This window comes from Georgenia alba (genome assembly GCF_042665525.1).
Lineage (GTDB): Bacteria > Actinomycetota > Actinomycetes > Actinomycetales > Actinomycetaceae > Allobogoriella > Allobogoriella alba.
The window spans coordinates 71,355-93,272 of record NZ_JBHTCQ010000001.1; the positions used below are offsets into that span (position 1 = coordinate 71,355).

Below are 21,918 nucleotides of genomic sequence, written 5' to 3' on the forward strand. Positions count from 1 at the left end.
GAAGGCAGTGCCCAGGGCACCGGCGGCGGGTGAGGGGGAACGCGGCGATTTTACCAAGCCGTGAACGGGTCCCGCCGCCGGCGTCTCGCCGAGAGGGCGTCATCAGCGCAGGTCAGCCGGGTCGACGAGGAATCCGTCGTCGTCGCACACGGCGCCGCCCACCGCGCCGTGGAGTGCGGCCGCCGCTCGCTCGATGACCTCCGCGGCTGCGGCCCGTGCCCGGCGCACGACGAGCGGCGGGCGGGCGAGGAACGCCGTCTCGGGGCGAGCCGGCCGCCACCGCACCGCGTAGCTGACCACGCCGGTCTCCGCCCACGGCTCGCGGCGGACCACCAGGGGCGGGTGGTCGCTGCCGGCGACGGTCACGTCCACGAGGTCCGCCCCGACCTCCGTGACGAGGCCGTAGACGTCGATCGCCTCGGGTGCCGCGCCGTCGGGCAGCTCCGGAAGCGGGGAGCGGGCCGCGGGGAGCGCGCGGCGGAGGACCTGGAGGCAGGCGTCCGGATCGAGCCAGACGGGGGCGTGGACGGTCAGGTCGGTGGCGGACTCGGGGTCGAGGACGACGACGGCGCCGGAGCCGGCGAGCCGCAGGGCACCGCCCGCACGGCGCGCCACGGCCCGTAGGTGGTCGATGGACTCCTGCTCGATCCCGGCGGGCACGCCGTCGGGAAAGGCGTCCAGCACCGGGTCGACCCCGCTGAGCTCGGGCGGCAGCGGCCGGCCGCGCCGGACGGGGCACTGCAGCAGGTACGCCTGGCCGGCCCAGGTGGGCAGGTCGAAGGCGTCGCGCAGGTCGGCGCCGAGGCTCCACGGGCCCAGCAGGTGCACACCGGGCAGCAGCCGGAGGTCCGAGGTTCCGGTCCGGGCGGCGGTGTCGCTGCGGGAGACGGCCAGGGCCTCGACGTCCTCGGGCGTGACGTGGTCGTCCAGCACGAGGAGGTGGTGCGCCTCGGCGGTGGCGGCGTCGAGCCGCCCGGGCTCCTGGTCCGGGGGCGTGCTCACGTCACACGGGTGCGGATGAAGTTCAGGTGGGAGCGGGAGGCGGTCGGGCCGCGCTGGCCCTGGTACCGCGAGCCGGTCGCGCCGGAGCCGTAGGGCCGCTCGGCGCTGGAGGAGAGCCGGAAGAAGCAGAGCTGGCCGATCTTCATCCCGGGCCACAGCATGATCGGCATGGTCGCCGTGTTGGACAGCTCGAGGGTGACGTGGCCGGTGAAGCCCGGGTCGATGAACCCGGCCGTGGAGTGGGTCAGCAGGCCCAGCCGCCCGAGTGAGGACTTGCCCTCCAGGCGGGCGGCGACGTCGTCGGGCAGCGTGACCTGCTCGTAGGTGGCGCCCAGGACGAACTCCCCGGGGTGCAGCACGAGCGGTTCGTCCGCGCCGGCGTCGACCAGCCGGGTCAGGTCGGGCTGGTCCTGCGCCGGGTCGATCACCGGGTAGCGGTGGTTGTCGAAGAGCCGGAAGTAGCGGTCCAGCCGCACGTCCAGGCTGGCCGGCTGGATCATCTCCGGCTCGTACGGGTCGAGCCGCACACGCCCGGAGTCGATCTCGGCGCGGATGTCACGGTCGGAGAGCAGCACGCGCCCATCCTGCCATCGCCGCCGGGGCCGCCGGCGTAGCGGGGCCGCACCCACTGCGGCAGCCCTCGCCGACCGCTGCAGGCATGCCTGCAGCACCCGGCGACTGTTGCAGCGATGGGCGGGACGGGCGGTTCGCTGGGCGCCGCACGCGTTGGGTATAGTGGCCGCGCGCTGCCGAGATTCGGCGCACTGCGGGTGTAGTTCAATGGTAGAACTTCAGCTTCCCAAGCTGACGGCGCGGGTTCGATTCCCGTCACCCGCTCCGATCGTGTGGGGTGGTACACGACTCGCGCTGGCGCGGCCACTCCAGCGTGTCGTGAACAGTGGTCGCTGGATCTAGTCGAGGCGCCACTTGCGCACCTCAGATTCGCTATTGCACTTACAGGTGCAACCCCGTACGTTGGTTGACACCAAAGCGGCAACTGGCTAACGCGCCTTGAGAGATGAGAACTGATCGATGCGGCTCAAGAGTTCAAACCGTGACCACCTCCTCGCCGACGATCTCGTCACCGAGCAGGCCGAGCAGGTTGCAGGAGCATTTGAGGACCTCCTCCGTGAGCGAGCCGAGTTGGAACTCCGCGAAGAGCATGCCGATGCACGACCGGTCCCGGTCGAGCTTGCGCAGCTCCTCGCACGCGTCGTCGAGACCGTAGCGAAGGGAGGGGCCGTGACCATCGAGACGATGCCCAGCGAGCTAACGACGACGGCGGCCGCGGGCATGCTCGGAATCTCGCGGCCCACACTGATGAAGATGGTTGATCGAGGTGAGGTGCCCGCTCACAAGGTGGGCAGCCATACCCGGCTACGCACGGACGATGTCCTCGCGGCGAAGCGCCGTCGTCTCGATGAGCAGCGTCGCGCGTTCGAGGCACTGCGACAGATGGACGAGGAGTTGGGGCTCGACTGAAACAGACCTGCAGTGTGAGTACCGGCGGGTAGCCTGCCCTTTCATGACAGCTGGGTCACGTGGCGTTCACATTGTTCTGGTCGACGCTAACGTCCTGGCCTCCATCACCCTTCGTGATTGGCTACTTCTGCTGCGCCTCGAGACGCAGGCGTCCATGTTCGACGTCAAGTGGACCGAGGAGATCCTCGACGAGACGCTCGACGCTCTGGAGCGACGTAAGCCCGGTATCACGAAGGAATCTCTCGCCCGTTACCGAGAGCGAATCGTGTTGAGCCTGCAGGATGGCGAGGTAGTCGGGTACGAGGTGCCGGGCACCTACAATGGGCCGGACCCGAAGGACGCCCACGTACATTCCGCCGCCGAACTCTGCGGGGCCGACATCCTCCTCACCAACGACAAGGGCTTCCGTCCTCCTGTTGTCGAGGATGAGTTGCCGTACGAGGTCTACACAGCCGACGAGTTCTTCGTCCTAGTCGATGACTCATTACCCGCCGCGGTCCGCGCCGTGACGCTGCACCAGATCAAGTACTTCTGGGAGACGCGTGGCAGCGTCGAACTCTGTCAACGGCTCGAAGCGGCCAAAGCCCCGCACTTCGCCGAACGGGTCCGGGCCCACATTCAGGACCTCCGTCCGCATATCGAAGCCTTCGCGCCGAGCAAGTCACGTCAAGGTTGAGGCATCGACTGGCGGTCCCCGGCACCCCGCTTCCGCTGAAACACCACTGCCTCGGCCCGGCCAACCACCTTCACCCAACGACTTGAGCGCGTCGGCGCCCCGCTGCCCGCTAACCACCACCCAAACGTGTGCCGAACTACTCACGAGCAGACGGCCGACGCCGGCCCGACGTGCCACCCCCGTCCCAGGTGACGAAGAGGAAGCCGGCCATCGTCACCCTCCCGGCACGACGCCGAGGGTGGTGAGCACCGGACCGACCATGACCCACGTGGCAAGACCGAGCACGACGGCGAAGGTGAGCACCCAGCACCACGCCGGGACCGGGGTGAGCCGGGCGAGGACCGCCGAGTCGGAGCCGGCGGCCGGGCTGGTGACCAGCGCGCCGAGGTGCCGCCAGGCCCCGACCAGCAGGAAGAACCCGACGCCCAGCAGCACGGCGGCACGCAGCTCGGGGGCGCCCCACCACCACAGCGCCCCGGTCCCTGCGGTGAGGAGCACCATCACGACGCCCGTGTAGAACGACCGCACCCGGACGAGGGAGACGACGAGCACCGCGGTGGTCAGCCCCAGCAACGGCGCGGACCAGCCCGTCCCGGCCGCGCGCACCAGCAGCGCCCCGACGACGGCCGGGGCCGGGTATCCCGCCCAGGTGGACAGGACACGGCCGAACCCTCGTGACGGCCCGACCGTGACGGCATGGCCGGACATGTCGGCCCGCAGCACCAGGCCGGTGAACCGGCGCCCGCACAGCACGCCGACGAGCCCGTGCCCCAGCTCGTGGACGACCGTGACGCCGACCCGTAGCCGGCGCCACAGGGCGGGGACGAAGACCGCGGCGAGCACGGCCAGCCCGACGCCCGCCAGCACAGCGTCGTCGGCGCGTGGCGGCGGGCCGGGCTGCAGCCGCGCCCAGGCCTGGCCGAGCCAGCCGAGGGCGCCGTCGAGGAGATCGTCCATCCGCCCATCGTGCCGTGCCGGCCGGCCGCTCAGTCCTCGGGGTACCAGACGCAGTGGTCGAGGGACGTGTCGTCGCTGAGGCTGCCGCCCGGCATCAGGTGGACCTGCATGAACTCCCAGCCCTCGACCTCCGAGTACCAGGCGCCACTGTCCATGTGGAGCATCTGGGGCTCGGGCGCCGCGACCTCACCGAGTCCGGGCGCCACGGTGAAGGCCGCCTGGTCGACCACGCCCTCCTCCCGGACCTCCTCCTCGTGCTCGGCCTCGCTCTCGGCGCCGCCGCCACCGACGCACAGCCCGCCCCAGAACCGACCCGGGTCGATCTGCACCGGCCACGGGTTGCCCTCGTCGTCGTACTCGACCACCACGGTGCGGTCCGCCTCCACCGTCGGCGTCGAGGCGCACGGCTCCTGGTAGGCCATGATCAGGCGGTCGATCCGCACACCCGGGCCGTCTCCGGCCGGCTCGATCGACTCGGTGATCTGCACGCAGTTCCCGTCGTACGCGATCGCGTACGGCATCTGCACCAGGTCGGTGCCGTCGTTGAGCCAGACGAACCAGCTGGTCCAGGCGTACCCGGCGGTCTGCTCCTCGAAGGTCAGCGGGGCGACGACGTCCTGGTCGCCGTCGTCGTCCATGTCTGCCACGACCCGCCGGCTCTCGTCGTAGGTCATCGGTCCCTGGCCGGTCAGGCCCCAGTCACCCTCGGCCGTGCCGTCCTGCAGCGGGACGTCGACGGGGGCGTGCCAGGCGTCCTCGTAGGTCCACTCGCGGTTCCCGAGGTCCACTGTGGCGGGGTCGAGCGGCTCCGGCGTGGTCGGCTCCGGCTCGGGCGAGGTGGTCTCCTCCGCGGGTGGGGACGCCGCCTCGGTGGGCTCCTCCTGAGGTGCACAGGATGCGGCCGTCGTCAGCAGCAGCCCACCGGCCGCCGCGGCGGCCACCAGTACTCGTCGCATGATCCCCCCCTGGCTTGTGCGCGTCAGCGTCGACGCGGTCTGAGACGAACGTTGGGCAGGTCCGGTGCCGGCAACGGTCCGCCGTCGTACCCGGGTACGGTGCCGAACCGCTGCACGGCCGCAGCGGTCGTCCCGTCGAGGTCATCGGGGGCGGCGCCGCCGCCGGGCAGGGCCGCGACCACGCGCTGCCACTCGGCGCGGGCGGCCACCACCTCCTCGTGGGTGCGGCCGACGAAGTTCCACCACATGAGGATCTGCTCGGGGAAGGGCGTGCCGCCGATGAGCACGGCGCGCACCGGTTCCTCGCCGCTGCGCAGCGAGATGGTGGTGCGGCCGGGTGCGAGGTACCCGAGCCAGGCGGGCTCGACGCGGGTCCCGGCCACGGTGAGGTCGCCGGCGTCCGTGAGGACGGCGTGCTCGAATGCCGGGTCCACCGGGAGCTCGAGCTCGGTCCGCGGCGGGACGTCCAGCTGGGCGGCGACGGCCGGCGTGTAGGCGCGGGCGGGTGAGGTCGCGGTACCGACGGTGCCCATGAAGACCTGCACGCGGGTGCCGTCGAGGTCGAGTGTGGGGACTTCGGAGAGATGCTCGAAGTCGGCGTCGCCGTGACGCCGATCCTCCGGCAGCGCGGTCCACAGCTGGACGCCGTGGAGGGTGCGCTGGTCCGGGAAGCGTGCGGGCGTGCCCTCCTCGGAGTGGCTGATGCCGCGACCCGAGGTCATGAGGTTGAGCTGCCCGGGGCGGATGGTGCGGACCGAGCCGAGTGCGTCCTGGTGGAGGACCGAGCCCTCGAACAACCAGGTCACGGTCTGCAGCCCGGTGTGCGGGTGCGGCGCCACGTCCATCCCGCCCTTGGCGGCGACGTCGTCCGGCCCGTAGTGGTCGAGGAAGCAGAACGGCCCGACGAGCGAGCGGTCCCGGTGCGGCAGGGTCCGCCGGACGGTCATGGCACGAGGCCCACCGAGCGGGACCTCCCGCGGCTCGACCAGCTCGACGGCGCCGTCCGGCGCGGCGGCGTCGGCAGGAGCACCGGCCTCGCACACCTGCTCCCGGGGCCGTGCCTCGAGGTTGGTCACGGCGACACGATACGGCCGATCGGGCCTCCGCGGTCGGACGCCCACCGAGATGCCGGGCGACACCCCTCCCGCTTCTGGCAAATGCCACGTAAAGTCGATTCCGATCGCCCGTCGGGCGCTTTACTCGTTGCAGGAACTGGAGGGGTGCGGTCTTGGACCTGCTCGAGGACTACCGCGCGCGAGGACCCGGCCATGACGAGATGCTCCAGTCGACCGGACCGGCCCGCGCGGCGTGGGAGGAGCTGGCCGCCCGCGCCCACCTCGGACGGGCCGAACGGTTGGAGGCGGCTCGCTCCGACGTCGTCGCACTCCTGCAGGACCAGGGCGTCACGTCCGGCGACCTGGACCAGGAGTGGGCGCTGGACCCGCTCCCCGTTCTCGTCGAGGAGACCCAGTGGGCGGTGCTCGAGGACGGGCTGCGGCAGCGGGCCGAGCTCCTCGACCAGGTCCTCACCGATCTCTACGGCGACCGCACGCTGCTGACGTCCGGCCTGCTGCCGCCGGAGATCATCCTGGCCCACCCCGGGTTCGTGGGTGCCGCCCAGGGGATGCGAAACCCCTGCACCCACCAGCTGTTCCACCTGGCCACCGACCTCGCGCGCAACGCGGACGGGGCATGGACGGTCCTCGCGGACCGGACGGACGTCCCGGCGGGGCTCGGGTACGCGATGGCGGACCGGCGGGTGGTCTCGGAGGCGTTCGCCGGTCCGTACCGGAACTCCCGGACGCGTCGGCTCGGCCCGTTCTACCAGGCCCTGCGCCGCTCCCTGGCGGCAGTCGCGCCGCCGGCCGCGGGAGACCGGCCGCGCGTCGCGGTACTCAGCACGGGCACGGCGGGACGATCGGGCGCGGCGTTCGACCACGGCTATCTCTCGGTGCTGCTCGGCGTCCCGCTCGTCGAGGGCGGTGACCTCGCCGTCGAGGACGGCCGGGTGTGGGTCCGTGGGCTTGGTGGCCGGGAGCCGGTGGACGTCCTGCTCCGTGGTGCACCGAGCTGGGCCGTGGACCCGCTCGACCTCGACCGCACCTCCACCGCCGGCGCGGCCGGGCTCCTGCATGCCGCCCGCCGTGGCGCCGTCACGGTGGTCAACACGCTCGGGTCGGGTCTGCTGGAGAGCCCGGCGCTGGCCACCTACCTCCCGCGGCTGGCCCGGGCGCTGCGTGACGAGGAGCTGCTGGTGCCGTCGGTGGTGACGTACTGGTGCGGCGAGCGGGCGATGTGCTCGCACGTCATGGCCAATCTCGGCCGGCTGATCGTCCGACCGGTGGCCGGGGTGCGCCCGCCGGTGCTCGGCTGGGAGCTGAGCCTGGACGAACGGGCGGACCTGGCCGCGGCCATCGCGGCCCGCCCCGCGGAGTGGGTCGGGCAGGAGCCGGTCGAGGCGTCGACGTCGCCGTCGGTGGTTGACGGCGCGCTGGTGCCGCGTGCGACGTCGCTGCGGACCTTCACCCTGAGCCGGGACGGGGAGTACACGGTGCTCGCCGGGGCACTCGGGCATGTCAGCCCCGTGCCCCAGGCGACGGTCGCCGGAGGCCCGGGAGCCGGCGCGGCGAAGGACGTGTGGGTGCTCGCGGCGGAGCCGCTCGCGGTGGCCGGCGACACGTCGGCCCGCGCCGAGCTGGTGCCGGGCCGGGACTCCGACGGGGGCATCTCGTTGCGCAGCGCCGCAGACCTCTTCCGGATGGGACGCCACGTCGAGCGTGCGGAGCAGTCGGTCCGGTTCCTGCTGGCGGTCGCGGACCGCTGGGACGACTACCACGCCCGCCCGGGGGCCCGGCCCGAGGACCCCGGCGGCCGGGCGCTGGAGACGCTGCTCACGGCCCTGCACGCGACGACGGCGGACGGCCCTCTTGCCGCCCTGCTCACCGACCCGGCGCTCGAGGGGTCGGTGGCCTGGACGGTCGCGCAGCTCGGCCGGGACGCCGCCGGCGTGCGGGACAACCTCAGCCCGGACGTGTGGATCGCGTTGTCGTCCATGAACCGTGCGCTGCGCCGCGAACGGGACCGGCGCCGCAACCGGGAGAGCGCCGAGGTCGGGCTCGCCCCGGCGCTGCTGACCCTCCTCGAGGGGCTCCTCGCGCTCCAGGGCATCGTCGGCGAGTCCCTCGTGCGTGACGTCGGGTGGCTGCTGCTGGACACGGGGCGCCGCCTCGAACGCGCCCGCGAGGTCGTCGCTAGCCTGAGCGGCACGCTCACCGAGGTGCGTGACCCCGCCGTCGAGGAGCTCGTCGCCGGCTCCGTCCTGGCCGCGCACGAGTCCGCGCTCACGTTCCGCCGTCGCCATCCCGACGGCGGGCTCGCCGGCGTCCTCGACCTGCTGCTGCAGGACCGGCGGAACCCCCGCGCGCTCGCGTTCCAGCTCGACCGGATGCGCGAGCACTTCACGGCACTGCCGCCCGTGGCCCACGGTCCGGAGACCCGTGACCGGCTCTTGGCGGAGACTGCGGACGTGACCGCTGAGCTCCGGCGGGACCGGGCCGTCGGGGAGGTCGTGGCCGGTCGGCGCATCTACCTGGCCGAGGCGCTCGACGCGATGGCGTCACGCCTCGAGGAGCTGGCCGTCGAGATCCCGCGGATCCACCTCAGCCGTCCTACCGTCACCGGCCTGGGCCTGAGGGGGTGACCGGGCTGAGCACGAAGCACGAGGACCGGCATGCGCACTACCGGGTGCGGCACCGCAGCACGTACACGTACCCGGAGCCGGTCACGAGCTCCTACGGGCGGGCGATGCTGCTGCCGCGCGACGGCGGGGGCCAGCGGGTGCACCACGCCGAGCTGCAGGTCACGCCGGGTCCGGCGGAGCAGGAGGAGCACCTCGACTTTCGCGGCAACCGGTCGGCGTACTTCCACGTCGCCAGCGAGCACAGCCGGCTCGAGGTGGTCGCCACCTCCCTGGTGACCGTCTCCCGGCGGCGTCCCGCCCTGTCCGCGCTGCCGTCCGTCGGGTGGGAGGAGGCCGCTGCCGCGGTCAGCGCGGTGCGCGCCACCGGGCGTGCCGAGCAGGGGGAGGGACCGTCGTCGATCATGGCCATCGTCGAGGGCGCGCTGCCGTCCGAGCTGGCCGCCCCGGACGAGGTGGTGCTCGGCTTCGCCCTCCCGTCCTTCCATCCCGGCGCGCGGCTCACGGACGTGGTCAGGGATCTCGCGCACCGGATCCACACGGACCTCGATCACCGGCCCGGATCGACCACCGTGCGGACGACGCCCGCGGAGGTCCTCGTGGCCCGGGCCGGTGTCTGCCAGGACTTCGCCCACCTCATGGTGGCGAGCCTGCGCGCGCTGGGCCTGGCGGCGCGGTACGTCTCGGGGTACGTCGCGCCGCCGGGTCCGGTGGCCGGACACGGCACTGGTGCCGCTCACGCCTGGGCCGCGGTCTGGGTCCCGGGCGGAGGGTGGGTGCACGTCGACCCGACGCACGACCGGCTCGTGGACCACCGGTACGTCGTGCTCGGGTGGGGCAGGGACTTCCTGGACGTCTCGCCGCTGCGGGGCGTCGTGTACTCCGCCCGGGACGGCGCGCACCTCGAGGTCGCGGTCGACCTGGAGACGATCACGCCCGCCGAGCTCTCCGCGGAGCTCGGCTGATCGGGCAGACCGCCGTAGTCTTGCCGCATGGCCAGGACCATCGCCACCACCACGACCGTCAGCCGCGCCGACATGGAGGACTTCGTCCGGCCGCGGCACCACGCCGTGCTGCTGACGCACCGAGCCGGCGGGGGCGTCCAGATGAGCCCCGTCACCTGCGGCCTGGACGAGTCGGGGCGGCTGGTCGTCTCGACCTACCCGGAGCGGGCCAAGGCCACGAACCTCCGGCGCGACCCGCGCGTCTCGGCGTGCGTGCTCTCGGACGACTTCGGCGGCGCCTGGATCCAGGTCGACGGCACGGCCGAGGTGCTGGACCTGCCCGAGGCGCTCGAGCCGCTCGTGGAGTACTTCCGCTGCATCTCGGGCGAGCACCCGGACTGGGACGAGTACCGGCAGGCCATGCGCGACCAGGGCAAGTCCCTCATCCGCATGACGATCGAGCGGTGGGGACCGGTGGCGACGGGCGGCTTCCCGGCACGCCTGGCATGAGCCGGGACGGGCGGCGGCTCGTGGTCGCGGCCGCGATCCTCGACTCGCTCCGCTCCCCCACGATGATGCTGTGCGCGCGCCGCTCGGCGCCCGCCGCCCTCGCCGGGAAGTGGGAGCTGCCGGGCGGGAAGGTCGAGCCGGAGGAGGACGCGGAGTCTGCGCTGCACCGGGAGCTCGTCGAGGAGCTGGGCGTCGAGGTGCGACTGGGACCGGTCGTCCCCGCCTCCGACGGCGGCGACTGGCCGATCCTGGACCACCTCGTCATGCGGGTCTGGCTGGCCGAGCTGGCCACGGGCTCGCCGGAGCCCCTCGAGGACCACGACGAGCTGGCGTGGGTGCCACGGGAGCGACTGCCCGAGCTGGACTGGCTCGAGCCGGACCGGCCCATCGTGGCCGCGCTGCAGGCCGCGACCGCCTGACTCCCGGAGAGCCCTCGCAGCCGCGGGCGGATCAGGAGGTCTCAACCTCACCTGGGGAAATGGTCGATGACACCTCACGGCCTGTGGCCACTTCCGGTCGTGGCAGGTACCTGCCACACGGCGGGCTTGGGCGCTCGCGGAGCCGTACCTACCTTGGGATGGCGTGGTCAACGTGGACCACGCCATCCCAAGGGAGGCGAAAAATGACACACAGACTTCAGGCTCGTAGACGCGGGATGCTCACGAGTCTTCTCGCTGCACTTGTTGCCGCAAGCCTTGCGCCGTTGGGCCCTGCCGCAAGCGCGGTCGAGGATACCGCCGTCGAAGAGCCGCTCATGGTCGAGGTCGACGTTCCTGATCACGAAGTTGCTGAGGTAACGCCCGAAATGCTTGAACAGGCGCGACAGGAGTTGCGCACTGCTGGCTATGCCTACCGCACTGAAGGCAGCTACGAAGTGTACGACCTCGGTCGGGGCACCACATTTGCCCTGCCAGTTGCAGACGAGAACACGGCCAATTCTCCCGCGCCGATGCTCGATGGCGGATTTGCTCACGGCACGGCGTACATCGATATGACCGCAACTGATCAGAGGGCACTCGTGGCCGCCGGGGCTGCCGCGTCGGCGAGCGCAATATGTGCAGCTTCCGGGCAAGCTGCGCCCGTCGTCTGTCCGGTTGCCGTAGGGGTCGCGGCGGCGGCTGTGGTGTACATCAACGAGTACGGGATCTGCAAGGGCACTCTTCGCACGAAAGTTCGTATGGAAGCGCCTCGCTTCCTCGTCGGATGCATTCGAGGATGACGGATGAGCTTTAGCCCTGAAGGTCCCGCCATTCTGGTTCTCGTTGCCGCCATACTCTCCGTCTTCCACGCCGGCCATCATTCGCGACGAGCCCGCGGCGGAGTCACGATACAGGGGTCTGCTGACGTCCTACGGGGCATCATCCTCGATATCGTCACCGTCTACCTGGTCGTCTGGGGGATCTTCGCGGCATTCGTCCTGCCCGAGCGCGCACACCAGTGGGTGTTGTTTGGCGGAATGCTCGTGGTTGCGTGCAGCGCGGGGATTCGCCAGCGCCGCGACAAGGAACGGAGGGCTGCCCTCCACCACGAGCAGCTAAGCCGTTCATCGCAGTAACGGTGTAGCGCGGCTTCATTCCAGGTCGGCTACCTCGTCAGTGCCGCGCTCGGCGGCGCCGCGATCGGGGCTGGGGATGGTCGGCCACCGGTGCGCTCCTGGCCGCCGTCCTGGTCGTGGCGACCGTCCTGCTGCGCTCGCTGCCGGCGGGACCGGGCTCACATGATGCCGGTGACCATGACCATCATGGCGACGACGCCGAGGACGGTCAGCACCATCGACACGAGGACGACGGCGAGGATGACCTTCGCTACGACGCTCGTGCGGCTGCTGCTGCCCTGGGCCCAGTACCGGGGATCGGCCGCGCCCGGCGGCCGGCCGGACGACGGCGGACCATAGGGCCCGCCGGTGCCCGGCCCGGCGGGCTGTGAACCCTGCGGCGGTGGGTAGGCGGCGCCGTCGGACCGGTGGGCGTGCGGCTGCTCGCCGTGCTGCCACCCGCCGGACGGCTGCCGGTCACGCGGATCCGGGGGACCGGGCACAGACGTCATGCCCTCAGCGTACGGGTCGTTAGGCTGTCGGGCGGCCCGAGGTGCGGGTCACTCGATGTTGTTGCACCACTGGTCGGTGCCCGGGTGCCGGTTGCCGCAGTCCGCTCCGAACTGCTCGTACTCCGACCCCACCGGGGAGTTCGCGTAGAGGTTGTCGCACGCCACCGGATCACCGGACTCACAGGCGTCCCACAGCTGGTCCGCCACAGGGTCGTCGCCATACGTCTGGGCGTCGGGAGCGATGTCGTGAGGCTCGACCCACGGCGGAGCCTCGCCACCGCCGCCGCCCCCGCCACTGAAGAGGTTCCCGAAGACCAGGACGCCGACGACGATGAGGATGAGCACGCCGACGCTGATGCCGATGATGATCGGCGCCTTGTTGCTCTTGGCGGGTTGGTCACTCCACGGCGAGGCCTGGCCGGGCTGACCGTACGCACCCTGAGGCTGACCGTAGCCCTGCTGAGGGAGCTGACCGTAGCCCTGCTGCGGGGGCTGACCGTAGCCCTGCTGCGCGGGCTGACCGAAACCAGGCTGCTGCGGCTGGCCGGGGCCCGGCTGCCCCGGCTGTGGTTGACCGAAGCCCTGCGGTGCCGAACCGCCCGCGCTACCGGCCGAAGGAGCGGCGTAGGGACTCGCGGCGCCCGAGGCACCACCCCGGTTCTGGATCGCGGCGTCGACGGCAACGTCCCCGAGACTCCCGAGCCACTGGACCACGGAGTCCGGCGTCGACGGGTTGGCCGCGACGAGCGCACGCAGGTCCGGGCGCTGCTGCGCGATCTGCCCGAGCACCTCCGGGGGCGTCTGCGGGTTGCTGGCTTCGAATGCCGAGAACTGGTCCGGCGTGGTCATGATCGATCCCCCTCATACGGTTCCGTCACCGGAGACTAGGGCACATGGCGGCATCGGCCCATGGGGAGGCGTGCCCATCCCGGCGCCCGGGCCTGCGCTTTCACGACGATTCGTGGCACTCCGTCAGCAAGTGGCATGATGGCGCCCATGCCCAAGATCCTCGGGAGCTCGCTCGCGGAGCACCGTGAGCGCACCCGTGACGCCCTGTTCTCCGCGTTGTCGTCGCTCATGAGCGAGCGTGGCTTCGACGCGATCTCGCTCGCCGACATCGCGGCCCGCGCCGGGATCGGCCGGACCGCGGTCTACAACCACTACCCGGACAAGGAGACGCTGCTCCTGGCGTTCATCGAGCACGAGACGTCCCGGTACGTGGCCGGCCTGCAGGAGTCGCTGGCCGACGTGGCGGAACCGGTGGAGCAGCTGAGGGTCTACGTCCGCCAGCAGCTGTCGCTGGCGCCGTCCTACCACTTCGCGCCCGGTCCGGACCTCAAGCAGGTGGTCTCGCACGAGGGCCTGCGGCGGCTGCGGGCGCACGTGGCCGAGGTGGAGGCGCTGCTGAGGGACATCCTGACCCGTGCGATCGAGGCAGGTTCCATCCCGGCGCAGGACCTCGAGGCCGTCGTGCCACTGGTGCACGCCTGCCTCAGTGGCCGGGCGGCGCCTCAGCACGAGCCCGCCCGCTCGACGTACGTGGAGACCACGGAGGCGTTCGTGCTGCGCGCGGTCGGTGCCCCGGCCGCCGCGGGTGTCGCGACCGTCGCGTGACGGCCGCGACACCCCGGCCGCCTCACTGACGCGACACGGTCACGTCCACCGGAAGTGCTGGAGCATTCGAGCTGTACAGCTCGAGCACGATCGTGTACGTCCCGGGCTCCAGGTCCTCGGTGATGATCGGGTCGTAAGTGTTCGGCTCCTCGCCGCCGTCGTCGTTGCTCGCGATGTCGGCGCCGCTCTCGTCCCGGAGGTACATGATGGAGTCACCGTCCGGGGTCTGGGCGGTGGCGCGGAGCTCGTACGTGCCGGCCTCGTCGATGGTGAACTCCTGGGTCACCCGGTCGTCCGGGGGGATCTCGAGCGAGAACTCCTCGACGACCTGACCACCGCCGGCGCCGCCCGTGTCGCCACCGTCGGAGCCGCCCGTGTCGCCACCGTCGGTGTCGCCACCGTCGGTCTCTCCTCCACCGCCACCGGAGACGCCCGGATCAACGTTGACGCACCAGTCCGAGTTGCCCGGAACCCGTCCGGCGCAGTCGTTGCCGTACGCCTCGTAGCCGGAGCCTTCGGGCGCGGCCGCGTAGAGCTCGTCACAGGCAGCGGCGTCGCCGGACTCGCACTCCTCCCACAACCCGTCGAGGGTGGGGTCCTCGCCGTACGTCGGTGAGGTGGAGTAGTCCACGGTGGCCGGGTCCTCGCCGCCGCCGTCGGTGGTGGGCTGCTCCGCCGTCGGTTCGGTGGGCGCCGGCGCGGGCTCGGGCTCATCGTCCCGGTTGAAGAAGATGATCGCGACGACGACGGCGACGATGACGACGACGGCGATCAGGCCGCCGATGAGCCACTTCGCCGCATTGCTGCCGCCCGAGCCGGTGTCCGTGGTCCACGGACCCGCACCGCCAGGCTGCCCCTGGGCGTACTGCTGCTGGCCGTAGGGGTCTTGGGTCGGCTGGCCGTAGGGGTCGTAACCTCCGGTCTGACCCTGGGACTGGTCGTACCAGGCTCCCTGCCCACCCTGCTGCTGGCCGTAGTCCTGCTGCCCCCACTGCTGCGTGGGCGCGCCACCCTGCTGCTGGCCGTAGTCCTGCTGCCCCCACTGCTGCGTGGGTGCGTCACCCGGCTGCTGGCCGTACGCCTGCTGCTGGCCGTAGTCCTGCTGACCCCACTGCTGAGTCGCCTGCTCGCCTCCCGGTGGCGCCGGCTGCTGCCCCCACTGCGCCTGGTTCGGCGCCCCACCGCTGGGTGCACTCGGTGCCGGGAACTGCTCGGTCGGCGCCCCCTGCGCCGGCGGCGGGCCGTAGTCGCCGGACGGTGCCTGGCCCGGCTCGCCCGACGGAGCCGCGGGTCCGGAGGCCGTCTCCGACCCCGCGGGCTGCTCCCCCTCGGGTGCACCACCGGCCTCGGCCGGCTGGGAGGACTCGGGACCCGCCTCGGACGCCCCGGCCGGCTCACCGGCCTCGGGCGTGGCAGGACGGCTGCGCAACGCAGCGTCGACGCCGGGGTCGCCGAGACCAGAGAGGTACTGCACTGTCTGCTCCGGGGTCGACGGGTTGCCCGCGACGAGCGCTCGGAGGTCGGGCCGGTTCTCGGCGATCTGCGCCAAGACGTCCGGCGGCGTCGCCGGGTTGCCGGCCTCGTAAGCCGTGTACTGCTCCGGGCTAGTCATGAGTTCCCCCTCATCCTTCAGGTCACGGGCGACACTAGAGCACGGTGTGTCGGCGAGCACGCCTCCGTCTCATCAGTTGATGGGGAGGACTACCCACCCACGGTGGCGAGGGACAGTCCGAGGAACACGCTCGCGGCCAGGGCCGCGACCAGGCCCGCCGCGCCGACGAACCACGGCAGGAGGGTGCGCCTGTCCGGTGGAGCGATCGCCACGGGCGCCCCTGCGGGCACCGTCGCACGCTGCGCGAGTCCCGGGTACCAGCCCCGCTCGGAGTCCCTCCGCTCCCGAGCGTCCAGCGCCCTGGCAGCCTGCTGGATCGGAAGCTCGGGCATCGAGACGGGAGCGACCACGCCGGAGGCCAGCGCGGTCCCCGCGCCCACGTCGTCGGCGTCGTCGAACAGCCACGCGGGCAACGGCCGGCCCGCCGGCAGCGGCTCGTCCTCCGGCGCATCCGCCACCTTCTCGACGGCGACGCGCGGACGAGCCTTGAGCGCCGTGCTCACGCCGACGTCCCGGAGCGTCTCGAGCCACGCGAGGACCGGTTCGCCGGTCGACGGGTTCGCCGCGACGAGCGCGCGCAGGTCGGGACGGTGCTCGGCGATCAACGCCAGCACGTCCGGCGGCGTGCTCGGGTCGTGGGCGTGGCGCGGCGTGAACTGCTCGGGTGCCGGCGTCGTGGTCATGGTTCTCCCTGGGTGGTCCTGCAGGGAGGCTAAGCCAGAGTTCGGCGCATGCCGATGGGCAGCACTCCCCACCCGTGCGGGCGCACGTCCTGCAGGTCAGGGCCTCACATGACGTCGGTACAGAGCTCGCCCGAGCCCTCGGGCACCCGGCCGCCGCAGGTGAAGCCGAAGTCCTCATACTCGCTGCCGCTGGGGCTGTCGAGGTAGAGGTCGTCACAGGCGGCGGGATCCCCGGCCTCACACGCGTCCCACAGCGCGTCGAGCTCCGGGTCCTCGCCGTAGCGGTCCGCCGCGTCGCCCAGGGCGACCGCACACTCCCCGCCGCGCTCGCCGCCCGGATGGCGCTCGCCGCAGGTCCAGCCGAAGTCCTCGTACTCCGAGTCGTACGGCGACTCGTAGAAGAGGTCGTCGCAGGCCTGACCGTCGCCGCCCTCGCACGCGTCCCACAGGTCGTCCAGTGCGGCGTCGTCGCCGTAGGTGTTCGGGGCGTCCCCCATCTCGACGGCGCAGGAGCCGCCGCTGCCGCCCGAGACCCGGCCGCCGCAGGTCCAGCCGAACTCCTCGTACTCCGAGTCGACCGGTGCCACGGAGAACAGCTCGTCGCACGCCTGACCGTCGCCGCCCTCGCAGGCGTCCCACAGCGCGTCGAGCTCCGGGTCGTCACCGTAGGCCTGCGGCTCGCCCGGGTCGTCCGTGGCTTCGTCGGTGGTCGGCTCCTCGGTCGTGGGCTCCTCCGAGGTCGGCTCCGGCGTGGTCGGTGCCGCCGTGGTCGGCTCCGGCGCCGGACCGGGTCCGCCACCGCCGTCGAGGACGACGGCGAGGACGATCCCGATGACCGCGACGACAGTCACGACGCCCACTACGAGCCACTTGACGGCGTCCTCGGACCGCCGCGGACTCCTGGGCGCCGAGGCCCCGGCACCCATCGCCTCGGGTGGCAGGGTGGGTGGCGGCGGTTCGCTCCGGCCGCCGCCCTGGTGCGCCCAGGCGGGGAGCTGGTAGGGACTGACGGCATCCTGGCCGTAGGGGTCCGGCGCGCCGGTGCGCGGCATCTGGTCGCCCGCGTACCACGACGCGAGGTAGTCAGGCGCGGCACTGTGCTCTGGCCGCCGACCTTCCCCGCTCATGCCCCTCCCCCCGTCGTTCACGGGAGGTTAATCGATCCGCGGCCGCCTCGTGGATGGGGAGGTCTGCCCTGGACGGTCCGGGTCACCAGTTCTGGCCGCCGCCGAAGCCTCCGCCCTCCTGCTGCTCCTGCTGCTGCCGGTCCTGCTCGCCCTGGCGGTTGCGCTCCTCGAGCTCCTCCTGCTGCGGGTCCGGCGGGGGCTCGGAGGGCTGCTCCTGCTGACCGTTCTCACCCTCCTGACCCTGCTCGCCTTCCTGGCCCTGCTCCCCCTGGTTGCCCTGCTGGCCCTGCTGCCCCTGGGCCTGGTCGCGCTTCTGCTGCTGCCGCTGCTCGTTCTCGTCCGGGCTCGCCGGTTCCTGCTGCTGGTTCGGGTCCTGGCTCGGCTGCCCGGACGGCTCACCACTGGGCTCACCCGACGGCTCACCACTCGGCTCACCCGACGGCTCACCACTCGGCTCACCCGACGGCTCACCACTCGGCTCACCCGACGGCTCACCACTGGGCTCACCACTGGGCTCACCCGACGGCTCACCACTCGGCTCACCCGACGGCTCACCACTCGGCTCACCCGACGGCTCACCACTCGACTCACCCGACGGCTCACCACTGGGCTCACCCGACGGCTCCTGGGACGGGTCCTCCTGCTGCTGCTCCTCGCTGCTGGACTCGGACTGGCCGTCGGAGGTGCACGGGCCGATGGCGTCGAGCGCGTCGTTGTAATGGTTGGTCGCCATCGCCGGGTCGCCCTCGGCGGTCGAGTCGTCTCCCAGCCCCTCGAGCGCGAGCGACAGGTTGGTCCGCACCCGGCACTCGGGTGTGGTCGGGTCCGGGTTGCCCTGCGCGTCCGTGGTGCCCGGGGGCACCAGCTCGAGCGCGCGCCGGAGGTCCTCGACCGCGCGGAAGTGCTCCGTGGCCTGCAGGTCCGAGCTCCCGCTGTTGAACCACGCCTTCCACGGTTCGACGACGACCGGCGTAAACGGCTGCTGCCACCGGTAGCGTTCGGCCGCCACCACGTACCGGCCGTCGTCGTAGGCCGCCCGGGCATGCATGTTCCCCAGCGTCACACCCAGCAGCAGGCTCGCCAGGAGGAGCACCACGAGCACCACCGGGGCGGACCACAGCATCATGCGCCGGCGCAGCACGAGGTGCTGGGGCAGCGGCCGCCGCGGGACCTTGCGCCCGTACCCGAGCCCCGGCCCTCTCCTCGCGTTCATGAGGCGACCTCCTTCAGGCGGCGGGTGCGGCCGCCGAGGTAGAAGGCCTCCCAGGCGACCAGGGCCGCGAGCGCCGCGGCCGCCGGCCACGTGACGTCCCGGTAGGTGTGGACAGACTCCCGGCCGTCGGCCGCAGCAATCTCCTCGACGTCGATCCCGCCGGTGATGTGCTCGATGGAGTTCGGCTGCACGCGGTGGCTGTACTCGACCCCGAGCTGCTCCGCGACCTGCCGGAGGTTGCCCTCGTCGATCCGCGAGATCGCGGGCGGCGAGCCGGGCTGGGTCTCGTCCGTGATGTAGGGCGCGTCGCTGCCGGCCCCCGAGTTCTCGGTCCCGTCGTACTGCCGCATCTGGCCGCCCTCGGGCGTGCCGTAGCCGAGGACTGCGCCCGCGTCGACGACGTCGTTGAGCTCCGCGAAGCTCCGCGTCTCACCGGACGAGGAGGAGTTGTCACCATCGGTGTTCTCCCCGTCGGACATGAAGAACACGATGCGGACGTTGCCGGGATTGCGCTCGGCCGCACCGCGGATCGAGTCGGTCATCGCGCCGATCGGCCGGTCGATCGAGGATCCTGCCGAGTAGTAGGAGATCTCCTGGCGCATCGTCTCCGCCCAGGCCCGGACGGCCCGCGAGTCGGTGGTCAGCGGGAGCTGCCGGGTGGCCTGGGAGTCGAACGCGATGACCGAGTACCGGGCACCGGGCAGCGCCTCGAGGATGGCACCGATGTCGTGCCGGACGCCCTCCAACCGCGGCTGCTCGCCGTTGTAGTCCTCCGCCGCCATCGACCCGGTCCGGTCGACCACGAAGAAGACCTCGGCGTTGGACTGCACCTGGTCGGTCTCGGCAGGCAGCGCCGGGGTCAGGCCGATCACCAGGGTCGCCACGACCATCCCGGTGCGGCGTACCCAGGCGCCGGTGGTGCCGTCGTGGGTCCGGCGCGACCGCACCAGCGACCAGACGCACAGGGCGAGGGCCGGGCCCAGCAGGATCGCCAGCGCCCAGATCGGCCACAACATCCGCAGGATCATGCGCGCAGCCTCCACACCATGACGAGGAACGCGCCCAGCCCGACGACGAGCCACGGGTACCAGCGGTCCGGCCGGTCCGTGAAGACCACCTCGGGATTGGCGTCCAGCTCCACGGCCTGCTGCGCGGCGATGTTCTCCACGATGCCCTCGACGGCCGCCGGGTCGTCCGCCTCGTAGAAGAGACCCCCGCGGGAGGTGATGACCTCCTCGTACTCGGCGCGCGCGGACTCGGAGTCGGCGTCCTCCGCCGAGGCGTACAGGCCGTGCACCGCGATGTCCCGCTCGACGGCGAGGTCGGCGGCCTCCTCGAGGGTGTAGACCGAGTCACCCATGACGAGGTTGTCCGTCACCAGGATGATCGAGCGGGACCGCTCGGAGTCCGCCTCGTCGAACGCGAGCGCACAGCTGGCCAGCCCGTCGCCCACGAGTGAGGACGCCGTCGTGGAGTACGAGACCGTGCCCGCGATGAAGCGCTCGAGCCGCTCGAGGTCCTCCTGGTCGTAGACGAAGGAGTCGACGTCGAAGTCGAGCGCCGTCGCGGCGAGGTCCAGCTCCTCGCGCACCAGGGTGTAGTCGTCCGTGAGCGGGAAGACCATTCGGGAGGTGTTGTTCCAGATGCTCAGCGCGATGCGCTCGCCCTCGAAGTCCCGCACCATCTCGGAGAACTTCTGGACGATCTCGGTGTCGAACTCGATCATCGAGCCGGAGACGTCCAGGCACAGCACGATGTCGCGGGTGGCCAGCTCCTCGGAGCGCACGTCGCGGTCCACCGGGCGGGCGGTCAGCGCGGACGCCGCGAGCGCGGTGACGGCCAGGGCGGTCCCGGCAACGGCCATCCCCGCGCGCAGGAGCTTCATCCGGCGCTGGTAGCCCTTGAGGGACCGCACGAACGCGGAGTTCGCGACCCAGGTGACCGCCGTGCGCGGCAGGGCGCGCCGGGCGCGCGGGTACCAGCCGAGGAGGGCCGCGACGACGACGGCACCGAGGATGACCGGGACCAGCCACGGCGTCACCACTGCGCGATCACCTCCTTGGCGTTCGTGACGGAGACGAGCACCTCGGCGTCCGAGCGGACCGCGAAGCTCGGCTCCTCGTAGACGGCGAGGACGTCACCCACGCGGCGGGTCGGGTCGTACCCGGCGATGTCGCCCCTGGTCCAGGCGGTGACATCCGTGCCGATGCGCTCGGAGGCGAACTTCCGCATGGTCGCGGAGAGCTCCAGGTGCAGCGTGCGCAGGTCCAGGTGGCCCTCGCTGTAGCGCGCGTGGTGCTGGTCGATCTCGGCCGCGTACCGCTGCCGCAGCGTGGGCGGCATGGGGCCGGGCGTGAAGGTCTTCCGGCTGCGCTCGGCCACGCGTGCCGGGTCCGTCCAGAGGTGGACGAAGACGTACCAGCCGACCACGAGCAGCAGGAGCACGATGCCGACGGTCGGCACCCACCACGCGTACGCCTCCGGGGGCAGGGCCTCAGCGGCGGGCGACACGTCGCTGCCTCCTCAGCAGGTCGATGAGCTGGTCGACCAGGTCGTCCTCGCTCGTCACGGTGACGGCCTCGACGCCCCGACGGCGGAGCATCGCCCGGACCTCGGCCTTGCGTGCCTCGACGGCGGCCTCGGCCTCGCGGTGCAGCGCCTTGTCGTCGCGGAGGAACGCGGGCAGGTCGGCGCCGGTGTCCACATCCGCCGTCGGGCCGATCCCGAGCGTGGTCGGGAGGGCGTCCGCGACCGAGATCACCATGACCTCGTGCTTGGTCCGCAGACGGCGCAGCGCGTCCTCGTGCTCCGGGCCCGGCCTGGCCTCGTCGGTGAGGACGACCATGAGGGAACGACGGGTGAAGAGGGTCAGCGCACGGCCCAGCAGGCGCCCGAGGTCCGACGGCGGCGCCTCCACCGAGAACGCCCGCTCCACGGTCCGCAGCAGCAGCTCCATGTGCTCGGTCCCCGCCCGGGCGGGGAGCTGGTGCATCCGCTCGGTGTCCCCGGCGAGCAGCGCGACCAGGTCACCGCGGGAGCGCGCGAGGTAGGCGACGATGTCCGCCGCGAACAGTGCGATCGAGGACTTCGTCGCCCCGGACGGCGCCGTCGCCCCCATGTTGCGGCCGGTGTCGATCACCAGCACCACGGAGAGGTTCGACTCGCGGACGAACCGCCGGATGATCGGCGTCCCCGCGCGGGCGGAGGACTTCCAGTCGATGTCCGAGACGTCGTCGCCCGGGTGGTACTCCACCTGGTCGTCGAAGTCCTGCCCGTGCCCGGAGAAGATCGACCGGTGACGCCCGTCGAGCAGCCCCGACGCACGCCGGAGCGTGGGCAGGTCGAGGCGCGCGCGGACCTTCGCCAGGCGCGATGCGGTCGAGGTCATCCGGGCCGTCC

The 21,918-nt window shown here is 72.0% G+C and carries 24 protein-coding genes and 1 tRNA gene; 10 read left to right on the forward strand and 15 right to left on the reverse strand.

Annotated features, from left to right (window positions below; genetic code table 11):
- Nucleotides 1-102 precede the first annotated feature (102 nt).
- A complete protein-coding gene (locus ACFQQL_RS00335) occupies nt 103-1,002 on the reverse strand; it encodes a hypothetical protein (RefSeq protein WP_382390090.1) in 900 nt (299 codons plus the stop codon).
- Nucleotides 999-1,577, reverse strand: coding sequence for a dCTP deaminase (gene dcd / locus ACFQQL_RS00340; protein WP_382390092.1), 579 nt, complete (start codon nt 1,575-1,577; stop codon nt 999-1,001). The genes ACFQQL_RS00335 and dcd overlap by 4 nt, the downstream gene beginning before the upstream one ends.
- 191 nt (nt 1,578-1,768) lie before the next feature.
- On the opposite strand from dcd, the gene ACFQQL_RS00345 reads away from it, so the two are divergent.
- From ACFQQL_RS00345 to ACFQQL_RS00355, 3 genes are all read left to right on the forward strand, one after another.
- Nucleotides 1,769-1,839 (forward strand) — tRNA-Gly (locus ACFQQL_RS00345).
- 195 nt (nt 1,840-2,034) lie between these two features.
- Complete coding sequence (locus ACFQQL_RS00350) at nt 2,035-2,484, forward strand: helix-turn-helix domain-containing protein (protein WP_382390094.1); 450 nt, start codon at nt 2,035-2,037, stop codon at nt 2,482-2,484.
- 43 nt (nt 2,485-2,527) lie between these two features.
- Nucleotides 2,528-3,160, forward strand: a complete 633-nt coding sequence (locus tag ACFQQL_RS00355) for a PIN domain-containing protein (RefSeq protein WP_382390096.1) — start codon at nt 2,528-2,530, stop codon at nt 3,158-3,160.
- A gap of 213 nt (nt 3,161-3,373) precedes the next feature.
- On the opposite strand, the gene ACFQQL_RS00360 is transcribed toward ACFQQL_RS00355, so the two are convergent.
- The 3 genes from ACFQQL_RS00360 to ACFQQL_RS00370 are packed head-to-tail and all read right to left on the reverse strand — an operon-like array spanning nt 3,374 to nt 6,149.
- A complete protein-coding gene (locus ACFQQL_RS00360) occupies nt 3,374-4,117 on the reverse strand; it encodes a M50 family metallopeptidase (protein ID WP_382390098.1) in 744 nt (247 codons plus the stop codon).
- 29 nt (nt 4,118-4,146) lie between these two features.
- Nucleotides 4,147-5,073, reverse strand: a complete 927-nt coding sequence (locus ACFQQL_RS00365; protein WP_382390100.1) for a hypothetical protein — start codon at nt 5,071-5,073, stop codon at nt 4,147-4,149.
- A gap of 23 nt (nt 5,074-5,096) precedes the next feature.
- Nucleotides 5,097-6,149 (reverse strand): pirin family protein, encoded by a 1,053-nt coding sequence (locus tag ACFQQL_RS00370; protein ID WP_382390101.1) that lies wholly within the window; start codon nt 6,147-6,149, stop codon nt 5,097-5,099.
- A 152-nt stretch (nt 6,150-6,301) separates the two neighbouring features.
- Here ACFQQL_RS00370 and ACFQQL_RS00375 point away from each other — a divergent pair, with 152 nt between their 5' ends.
- The 6 genes from ACFQQL_RS00375 (at nt 6,302) to ACFQQL_RS00400 (ending at nt 11,779) form a co-directional block, all read left to right on the forward strand.
- Nucleotides 6,302-8,773 (forward strand): circularly permuted type 2 ATP-grasp protein, encoded by a 2,472-nt coding sequence (locus ACFQQL_RS00375; protein WP_382390103.1) that lies wholly within the window; start codon nt 6,302-6,304, stop codon nt 8,771-8,773.
- Complete coding sequence (locus tag ACFQQL_RS00380) at nt 8,770-9,735, forward strand: transglutaminase family protein (protein WP_382390105.1); 966 nt, start codon at nt 8,770-8,772, stop codon at nt 9,733-9,735. The genes ACFQQL_RS00375 and ACFQQL_RS00380 overlap by 4 nt, the downstream gene beginning before the upstream one ends.
- 27 nt (nt 9,736-9,762) lie before the next feature.
- Entirely contained in the window at nt 9,763-10,224 is a 462-nt protein-coding gene (locus ACFQQL_RS00385; RefSeq protein WP_382390107.1) for a PPOX class F420-dependent oxidoreductase, read from the forward strand.
- Nucleotides 10,221-10,643, forward strand: a complete 423-nt coding sequence (locus ACFQQL_RS00390; protein ID WP_382390109.1) for a (deoxy)nucleoside triphosphate pyrophosphohydrolase — start codon at nt 10,221-10,223, stop codon at nt 10,641-10,643. Before ACFQQL_RS00385 ends, ACFQQL_RS00390 begins: the two co-directional genes overlap by 4 nt.
- A gap of 335 nt (nt 10,644-10,978) precedes the next feature.
- Nucleotides 10,979-11,443: a hypothetical protein gene (locus ACFQQL_RS00395; RefSeq protein ID WP_382390111.1), complete on the forward strand. Its 465-nt coding sequence runs from the start codon at nt 10,979-10,981 to the stop codon at nt 11,441-11,443.
- A gap of 3 nt (nt 11,444-11,446) precedes the next feature.
- A complete protein-coding gene (locus tag ACFQQL_RS00400; protein ID WP_382390113.1) occupies nt 11,447-11,779 on the forward strand; it encodes a hypothetical protein in 333 nt (110 codons plus the stop codon).
- A 158-nt stretch (nt 11,780-11,937) separates the two neighbouring features.
- Here the strand turns inward: ACFQQL_RS00400 and ACFQQL_RS00405 are convergent, their stop codons facing one another.
- Nucleotides 11,938-12,270 (reverse strand): hypothetical protein, encoded by a 333-nt coding sequence (locus ACFQQL_RS00405; protein WP_382390115.1) that lies wholly within the window; start codon nt 12,268-12,270, stop codon nt 11,938-11,940.
- A 48-nt stretch (nt 12,271-12,318) separates the two neighbouring features.
- Nucleotides 12,319-13,119 (reverse strand): variant leucine-rich repeat-containing protein, encoded by an 801-nt coding sequence (locus ACFQQL_RS00410; protein WP_382390117.1) that lies wholly within the window; start codon nt 13,117-13,119, stop codon nt 12,319-12,321.
- A 147-nt stretch (nt 13,120-13,266) separates the two neighbouring features.
- On the opposite strand from ACFQQL_RS00410, the gene ACFQQL_RS00415 reads away from it, so the two are divergent.
- On the forward strand, nt 13,267-13,884 hold the full coding sequence (locus ACFQQL_RS00415) for a TetR/AcrR family transcriptional regulator (protein WP_382390119.1): 618 nt from the start codon (nt 13,267-13,269) through the stop codon (nt 13,882-13,884).
- A gap of 22 nt (nt 13,885-13,906) precedes the next feature.
- Here the strand turns inward: ACFQQL_RS00415 and ACFQQL_RS00420 are convergent, their stop codons facing one another.
- The 8 genes from ACFQQL_RS00420 to ACFQQL_RS00455 form a co-directional block, all read right to left on the reverse strand.
- The gene (locus tag ACFQQL_RS00420; protein ID WP_382390121.1) at nt 13,907-15,496 is read right to left on the reverse strand and encodes a DVUA0089 family protein; all 1,590 of its coding nucleotides are present in this window, start codon (nt 15,494-15,496) and stop codon (nt 13,907-13,909) included.
- Nucleotides 15,497-15,585: 89 nt separating this feature from the next.
- A complete protein-coding gene (locus ACFQQL_RS00425; RefSeq protein ID WP_382390123.1) occupies nt 15,586-16,179 on the reverse strand; it encodes a variant leucine-rich repeat-containing protein in 594 nt (197 codons plus the stop codon).
- Nucleotides 16,180-16,283: 104 nt separating this feature from the next.
- Complete coding sequence (locus ACFQQL_RS00430; RefSeq protein WP_382390125.1) at nt 16,284-17,306, reverse strand: hypothetical protein; 1,023 nt, start codon at nt 17,304-17,306, stop codon at nt 16,284-16,286.
- Nucleotides 17,307-17,388: 82 nt separating this feature from the next.
- On the reverse strand, nt 17,389-18,519 hold the full coding sequence (locus tag ACFQQL_RS00435; protein WP_382390127.1) for a hypothetical protein: 1,131 nt from the start codon (nt 18,517-18,519) through the stop codon (nt 17,389-17,391).
- A complete protein-coding gene (locus ACFQQL_RS00440) occupies nt 18,516-19,547 on the reverse strand; it encodes a vWA domain-containing protein (protein ID WP_382390129.1) in 1,032 nt (343 codons plus the stop codon). The genes ACFQQL_RS00435 and ACFQQL_RS00440 overlap by 4 nt, the downstream gene beginning before the upstream one ends.
- Complete coding sequence (locus ACFQQL_RS00445; protein WP_382390131.1) at nt 19,544-20,560, reverse strand: vWA domain-containing protein; 1,017 nt, start codon at nt 20,558-20,560, stop codon at nt 19,544-19,546. The genes ACFQQL_RS00440 and ACFQQL_RS00445 overlap by 4 nt, the downstream gene beginning before the upstream one ends.
- Entirely contained in the window at nt 20,557-21,030 is a 474-nt protein-coding gene (locus tag ACFQQL_RS00450; RefSeq protein WP_382390133.1) for a hypothetical protein, read from the reverse strand. The genes ACFQQL_RS00445 and ACFQQL_RS00450 overlap by 4 nt, the downstream gene beginning before the upstream one ends.
- Nucleotides 21,014-21,907: a DUF58 domain-containing protein gene (locus tag ACFQQL_RS00455; protein ID WP_382390135.1), complete on the reverse strand. Its 894-nt coding sequence runs from the start codon at nt 21,905-21,907 to the stop codon at nt 21,014-21,016. Before ACFQQL_RS00455 ends, ACFQQL_RS00450 begins: the two co-directional genes overlap by 17 nt.
- Nucleotides 21,908-21,918 lie beyond the last annotated feature (11 nt).